At 62.7% G+C, this 7,187-nt stretch carries 6 protein-coding genes; 3 read left to right on the top strand and 3 right to left on the bottom strand.

The annotated features are described in order from the left end of the window. Positions 1-140 precede the first annotated feature (140 nt). The 3 genes from QZ302_RS07600 to QZ302_RS07590 are packed head-to-tail and all read right to left on the bottom strand — an operon-like array spanning position 141 to position 2,899. Positions 141-335: a hypothetical protein gene (locus QZ302_RS07600; protein ID WP_294594173.1), complete on the bottom strand. Its 195-nt coding sequence runs from the start codon at positions 333-335 to the stop codon at positions 141-143. A 51-nt stretch (positions 336-386) separates the two neighbouring features. Beyond that, positions 387-1,559 (bottom strand): diaminopimelate decarboxylase, encoded by a 1,173-nt coding sequence (gene lysA, locus QZ302_RS07595; protein ID WP_294594171.1) that lies wholly within the window; start codon positions 1,557-1,559, stop codon positions 387-389. 14 nt (positions 1,560-1,573) lie between these two features. Then, positions 1,574-2,899: an aspartate kinase gene (locus QZ302_RS07590; RefSeq protein ID WP_294594169.1), complete on the bottom strand. Its 1,326-nt coding sequence runs from the start codon at positions 2,897-2,899 to the stop codon at positions 1,574-1,576. A gap of 156 nt (positions 2,900-3,055) precedes the next feature. On the opposite strand from QZ302_RS07590, the gene QZ302_RS07585 reads away from it, so the two are divergent. From QZ302_RS07585 to QZ302_RS07575, 3 genes are all read left to right on the top strand, one after another. Then, on the top strand, positions 3,056-3,724 hold the full coding sequence (locus QZ302_RS07585; RefSeq protein WP_294594167.1) for an aspartate kinase: 669 nt from the start codon (positions 3,056-3,058) through the stop codon (positions 3,722-3,724). 16 nt (positions 3,725-3,740) lie between these two features. Beyond that, entirely contained in the window at positions 3,741-5,189 is a 1,449-nt protein-coding gene (locus tag QZ302_RS07580) for a UDP-N-acetylmuramoyl-L-alanyl-D-glutamate--2,6-diaminopimelate ligase (protein ID WP_294594164.1), read from the top strand. 457 nt (positions 5,190-5,646) lie between these two features. Then, entirely contained in the window at positions 5,647-7,158 is a 1,512-nt protein-coding gene (locus QZ302_RS07575; RefSeq protein ID WP_294594162.1) for an endonuclease/exonuclease/phosphatase family protein, read from the top strand. The last annotated feature ends 29 nt before the right edge of the window (positions 7,159-7,187 follow it).

The following is a 7,187-nucleotide window of genomic DNA, read 5'->3' as shown; positions in this document are numbered from 1 at the left end:
GCGGGCCGGCCGCCTGCCCACGGGCGGCCCGCAACACGCCGCTCCGCGTCGAGAGTTGCTGTTCCTCCCGGGCGTCCGAGCTGCTATCAAGTTAGAATAGGGGTAGTTCCAGCCCCTTGCCCCCCGCGGGCCCGCGGCGTTTATTCCGAGAGGCAACGCAACTGAAAACCGTAGACGCGATGGTGTGCGTCGCCGCTGCCGAGATACTCCGAATCGAAATTTAAGTCCAAACCGTCACCGCCTTCCGTCGTGGCAGAAGACCAACTGTAACCGTCGTTGCCGACGCTGCTCAGCGCGCCCGTATCCCGATGGCGATAGCCCGGGGCGGGGGACACAAGACAGTTACCGCCAGCTTCTATCCCTATAAAGCCCCCGTTCCAACAAAGCTATTCCTCGCCCCCGAAAATGCTCGGCGCGATCGGCCGCATGTTGTAGTTCGACGCCATGATGCTCCCGTAAGCCCCCGTCGAGCGCAGCGCGAGCACATCGCCCCGCCGCGACTCCGGAAACTCGATCTCCCGCGCGAAGACATCCGACGACTCGCAGATCGGCCCCGCGATCGAGTAGCGCTCCATCGGTCGGGCTTCTTTTTCCGCCTCCGCCGTCAGGTTCTCGATCCGGTGATGCGCATGGTACAACGCCGGCCGGATCAACTCCGTCATCCCCGCATCCACGATCGCAAAACGCGCCCCTCCCGCCGTCGTTTTGGTGAAGAGCACCCGCGTGATCAGCTCCCCGCACTGCGCCACGATCGACCGCCCCAGCTCGAAATGCACCGTTTGATCCTCCCGCACCTTCAGGTGATCGTGGAACGTGCGGAAATAGCCCGCGAAATCCGGAATCGGCTCCTCGTCCGGCCCCTCGTAATTGATCCCCAAACCCCCGCCCATGTTGAGATGCCGGAGCGTCACCCCGCGCTCCTCGAACCACCGCGCAATCTCATTGACCCGCTCCGCCAGCTCCGCGAACGACTCCAGGTTGCGGATTTGCGACCCGATGTGGAAATGCAGCCCCACGATACGGATATTCGGCAACTCGTTCAGCCGGGCCAGCGCCTCGTCCACCTCCGTGTACGAGATACCGAACTTGCTCTCCGCCTGCCCCGTCGAGATGTACCGGTGCGTCTCCGGCCGCACATCCGGATTGATCCGCAGCGCGACATTCACCCTCCGTCCCTGCGCCTTCGCCAGCCCGTCGATCACCTCCAGCTCCTGCAACGACTCGCAGTTGAACGCAAAAATCCCCTGCTCGATCGCATATTCGATCTCCCCGTCGCTCTTTCCCACCCCCGCAAAGACGATTTTTTCCGGCGCAAAACCATTCTCCACCGCGCACCGCACCTCGTATCCGCTCACGCAATCCGCTCCCAGCCCCGCCCTCCGGATCTCCTCCAGAATCGGCCGTTCCACATTGGCCTTCATCGCATAGTGGATGTGGTAACCGTAACGGTTCGCTTCCTCCGTGGCGACGCCGAGCGTCCGCCGCAGCAAGTCGAGATCGTAGTAATAGAAAGGCGTCGGAGGCACCGTCGCCCCCGGCGTAATGGCATATTTCGACATAACAGTGATACAGTCTATCGGTTAAAACAATCGAACAAATGGTCGTTCAGCGCCTGGAGCGTCTGCCGCTTGTGCTCCGTAGCGACCAGCACCGCCATGCTGCGGTGGTTCGCCCCGTACGAGATCATCCGGATCGGCACCTCGCGCAGGCTGTGGAAGATACGCGCCGCCAGCCCCGCATGCCGATCATCGATGCACCCCACGATGCAGACGATCGTATTGTCCCGGTTCACCTCCACCGAACCGAACGGCCGGAGCTCCCGGATGATATCCTCCAGGTGGCACGTGCTGTCGATCGTCAGCGACACCTCCACCTCCGACGTCGTGATCATATCGACCGGCGTGCGGTACTTCTCGAACACCTCGAATACCTTGCGCAGGAAGCCGTACGCCATCAGCATCCGCGCCGACGCGATCCGCACCACCGTAATCCCATCCTTCGCCGCGATCGCGTGGAAATCCATCGCGTTGTCCTCCGCATCCGAGATCAGCGTCCCCTCCGCCTGCGGCTCCATGCTGTTCTTGAGCCGCACGTTGATTCCCGCCTCCTTGCACGGCTGGATCGTCGCCGGGTGCAGGATCTTGGCCCCGAAATAGGCCAGCTCCGCCGCCTCGTCGAAACTCATCCGCCGGATCGGGAACGTCCGGTCCACCACCCGCGGGTCATTGTTGTGCATCCCGTCGATATCCGTCCAGATCTGCACCTCGTCCGAGCCGATCGCCACCCCCATCAGCGCTGCGCTGTAGTCGCTCCCTCCCCGTCCCAGGTTCGAGAGGTTCCCCGCCGCATCCGTGCAGATAAAGCCCTGCGCGATGTAATAGATATCCTTGTCCGTCTCCGTCACCCGCGTCGTCAGCTCGCGCCGCAGACGCGCCATATCCGGCTTTCCCTCCCCGTCCGTGTGCATGAACTCCGGCGAGGTCAGCAACTCCGCCCGGTGCCCCAGCTCCTGCATGTGGTGGCAGAAGATCGCGCTCGTCAGCAGTTCGCCCTGCGCCAGAATCAGCTTGTCCGACACCTCGCCCCGGTAGACGAACGTCTCGTCCGCAATCCGTGCCAGCACCCGTTCCATCCGCTCCCGTGCCGCATCGCGGTGATCCGTCAGCAATTCGTCGATACAGGTCGAATACTTCGCGCGGAGCATTTCGAGCGTCTCGCGCACCGTCTCCCGCTCCCCCTGCGCCGCAGCCGTCGCGATTCGCACCAGCGCGTCCGTCGTGCCCGACATCGCCGACAGCACCGTCAGCCGTGCCCCCTCCGAAGTGATGATTTCCGCCACGCGGCGCATGTTGGCGGCCGAACCGACCGACGTGCCGCCGAATTTCAGTGTTTTTATCATGAGTAGTGTTAAATGACGAACGAATCGTTAATTTTGTATCGCGACCATCGGAAAGATTCCGCGGTCGTCGTAGTCGGCTGCAAATTTAGCGGAATTGCCGCCGAAACGCACGCCGATGTAAGAAATTGAACGATAACGCCGAAATTTGTTGAAAATATGACAAGTATCCCCGTCGTCGTCGAGACCATCGTCCGGAAGCAGCCCTTTCTGGAATACGCCCTGCTCGAAGGGATCGTCAACTTGTCGGCCCTCGCCCGGTGGCTGCGTCCCGAGGTCGAGCGACAGGCCGGCCGGCCTGTCAACGAAGGAGCCATCATGATGGCCCTCAAGCGGATGGGCTCGCGGCTCGAACTGCTTTCGAACATGCGCTTCCGGCGCGTGATCGGCCACCTCGGCGACGTCGTCGTGCGGTCGAACCTCGCCGACCTCACCTATCGCAACTCCCCCTCGCTGTTTCGGTGCCAGGCCCGCCTGCTCGAACACGTGCACGAGTCGAAAGAGGCCTTCTGCACCTTCTCCCAGGGCGTCGGCGAGACCGCCATCGTCCTGAGCCACTCGCTCGTCGCCGCCGCCGAAGAGATTTTCCGCGACGAACGACAAGTCGCCAAATCCGACTCCCTCTCGTCGATCACCCTCAAACTGCCCGCCGAGAACAGCCTCTATCCCGGCGTTTACTACTACATTTTCAAAGAGTTGGCCTGGGACAACATCAACATGGTCGAACTCATCAGCACCACCAACGAATTCACCGTCGTCGTGCACGACGACGACATCCACCGCGCCTTTTCGATCCTGATGGACGTGAAGCGCGGCGCCGCCTTGTAACCGATTTTCCGTTGAAATGAAACCGAACTTCCAACAACTGCCGACCTCCCGGATCGTCGGGCCCGAGCCGTCGGAGATCCGCGCCGTCCGTTTCGATTCGCGCGCCGTCGAGCCCGGCGACCTGTTCGTCGCCGTGCGGGGTACCGTGAGCGACGGACATGACTATATCGCCGCCGCCGTCGAGCGCGGCGCCTCGGCCGTCGTCTGCGAGACCTTGCCGCAGGGAGAACCGAACCCGTCTGTCTGCTATGTTCTTGTGGAGGACAGCGCCCGGGCTTTGGCCGAACTGGCCGGAGCCTTTTATGGACATCCCAGCCGACAACTCCGCCTCGTCGGCGTGACCGGCACAAACGGAAAGACCACCGTCGCCACCTTGCTGTACGACCTTTTTACGGCCTTGGGGCACCGCTGCGGGCTGATTTCGACCGTCGTCTACCGCGTGGGCGACCGTCGGATCGACTCCACCCATACGACGCCCGATCCGCTGACCCTCAATCGGTTGCTGGCCGAGATGGTCGAATCCGGGTGCGACTATTGCTTTATGGAGGTCAGCTCCCACAGCGTGGTGCAGCAGCGGATCGGCGGTTTGCAGTTTGCGGGAGGGATTTTCACCAACATCACCCACGACCACCTCGACTACCACAAGACCTTTGCGGAGTACATCCGCGCGAAACAGGCCTTTTTCACCCGGCTGCCCGGGGAGGCCTTCGCGCTGACCAATATCGACGACCGGAACGGCGAAGTGATGCTCCAGAACGCCTCGGTCGGTCGGCGGGCGACCTATTCGTTGCGTAACGCGGCCGATTACCAGTGCCGGATCGTCGAAGAGCTTCCCGACGGGATGCAGCTGTCGTTGGCCGGTCGCGACGTGTGGGTGCAGTTCATCGGGCGGTTCAATGCCTACAACCTGACCGCGATTTACGGCGCCGCCGTGGAGTTGGGACAGGAACCGGCCGAAGTGCTTCGTATCCTGAGCACCCTGCGTCCGGTGAGCGGCCGGTTCGAACAGATTCGCAGCGCCGACGGACGTTTGGCGATCGTGGACTATGCCCACACGCCGGACGCCTTGCAGAATGTGATCGACACGATCAACGAGCTGCGGCGTCCTGATGCCCAGCTGATTACCGTAGTGGGTTGCGGCGGGAACCGCGATGCGACGAAGCGTCCCGTGATGGCCCGCGTGGCTGCGGACGGCTCCTCGCGCGTGATTCTGACCTCCGACAATCCGCGGTTCGAGGAGCCGCAGGCTATTTTGGACGAGATGCGCGGCGGGTTGGACGCTGCACAGTTGTCCCGGACGCTGACCATCGTCGATCGTCGGGAGGCGATCCGGACGGCGATCGCCCTGTCCCGTCCGGGCGACGTAGTGTTGGTAGCCGGGAAAGGGCACGAGCCCTATCAGGAGATCTCCGGCGTGCGCCACCACTTCGACGACCGCGAGGAGGTGACCGCCGCTTTCGCGTGAGGTCGGTGTGCGGAACAGAGAGTTGGCCGCGGCGGCCTTGGGGTAGAGGCTGCCCATTCCGAGTGCCGGGAGGCACTGCCTGCCCGGCGGACGCGTTCGCGCCACGGCGGGCAGCCTTTATTACAGTCTTCGTGCGCCGTCGCTTAAAGAAGCGATTCAACTATTTCGGCGATAGCCGAATATAGATGAATCGTGCAGGCGCGCGAAAAAACTCTACCCGCGCGCCACGCCTTAAGGGGGAAATCCTTCAAAAGCGTAACTCGCTTTTGGATAAGATTCTCCAAGGCGCGCGGAGCAGAGAATAGGGTAGAGGCTGCCCGTACCCCTCCCCGCCCAGTGGGCGCGCCCGCCCGTCCCCTCAAACCAAACCGCGCGTCGCCGCCCAAGGAGCGCAAACGAAATCCGCTCCCTTAAGTAGATAAGCGATTCAAAAGGTTGAAAATCAAGGTTATGTAGGATGAAAAAGATTTTGGCTCTTTTTCTGCTTTTGCCCGTCATCGCCTCGGCCCAAGTCACCTTGAACCTCGCCGACCGTGCCGGAGAATCCTATCGCACCGTCCCCGGCGTTCGGGAGACCCGCGCCGTGGATCTGACCGAGACAGCCCCGTGGCGGAAACCCTTCCTCCTCGCCCCCTCCGGAGAACCCTGGCCCGACACCTCGTCGAGCTATACCTTTTGCGTCTGGGTTCGCGTGCCCGAAGACAGTCCGCAGCCGAAAGGCGGCTCCGTCATCGCCACGACCGTCGACAAAGCGCGACACGAAGGCGGTTTCACCCTCGGCGCCGCTGAGAACGGCTCCTGGTACGCAGGCATGACCGACACCGCCGGCCATAGCTTGTGGTACGAACCCACCGCCGAACGACAACCCCTGAACGACGGCCAGTGGCACCAGCTGGCCGTGACCTGCGACCGCCGGCGCGGCAAAGCCGCCTTCTACTACGACGGCAACCAGACTGCCCTTTATAACCTGAAAGAGCTCGGCCCGCTCGACGGCCCCTTCCGGCTGCGCATCGGCGGCAGCGACGGTTCCGAGTGGAACGCATTCAACGGCTGCGTTGATTTTGCCGTGGCCGACACGACCGTCTGGAGTCCCGTCCGGCTGTCCGCCGCATTCCGGAACGAGCGGTCGCAGGCAGTTCCGCTGACCGATCCGTTTTTGCCCCGGCGGCTCGACACCTTGCGGCTGATGGGCTTCAACATCTGGCACGGCGGGAACGAGACCGGTGCCGTCGCCGGGCCTCGCCGCGTGGCCGACATCATCCGCGAATCGGGCGCCGACGTCGTCGGGCTGATCGAGACCTACGGCTCCGGAGCCCGCATCGCCGATGAACTGGGGTACTACTTTTACCTCCACAGCTCGAACCTCTCGATTCTGAGCCGCTATCCGATCGTTTCGGCCGAAGACATTTTCCATCCCTTCAACTGTTCGGCCATCGAGCTGCGCGTCAGCGCCACCCAGACCATCCGTTACATCAACCTATGGCTGCACTACCTGCCCTCGACCGACCGGCAGCTGCGCGACGGCGTCCCGGTGGATTCGATCCTCCGCGGCGAGTGGTCGACCCGGGCCTCGGAGCTGAAACAGATCCTCGCCGAAGCCGCCTCTTCGGGATTCATTGGGGATGAGGTGCCGACCTTCGTCTCCGGCGACTTCAATATTGCTTCCCATCTGGACTGGACGCGGGCGACGAAAAAGCAGCACGGCGGATATGTCATTCCGTGGCCCACCAGCCGGCTGATGGAGGAGGCCGGATTCCGGGACTCCTTCCGCGAACGCTGGCCGAATCCCGTCACCCATCCGGGTAATACCTGGTCGCCCGTCTCGAAAGACGAGCTTCAGTACCGGATCGACTTTATCTATTACCGCGGCCCGGGCGTCCGCGTCGTGGATTCGCGGATGATCGACACCCATCCCGTGCGCTTCCCCTCCGACCATGCCGCCCTGCTCTCCGTTTTTGCACTGGATTGATCCGGCGTCCAGCAGTGAAAAGAGTCGGG

This window comes from uncultured Rikenella sp. (genome assembly GCF_910579375.1).
GTDB lineage: Bacteria > Bacteroidota > Bacteroidia > Bacteroidales > Rikenellaceae > Rikenella.
This window is presented reverse-complemented; position numbering and strand designations above follow the sequence as displayed.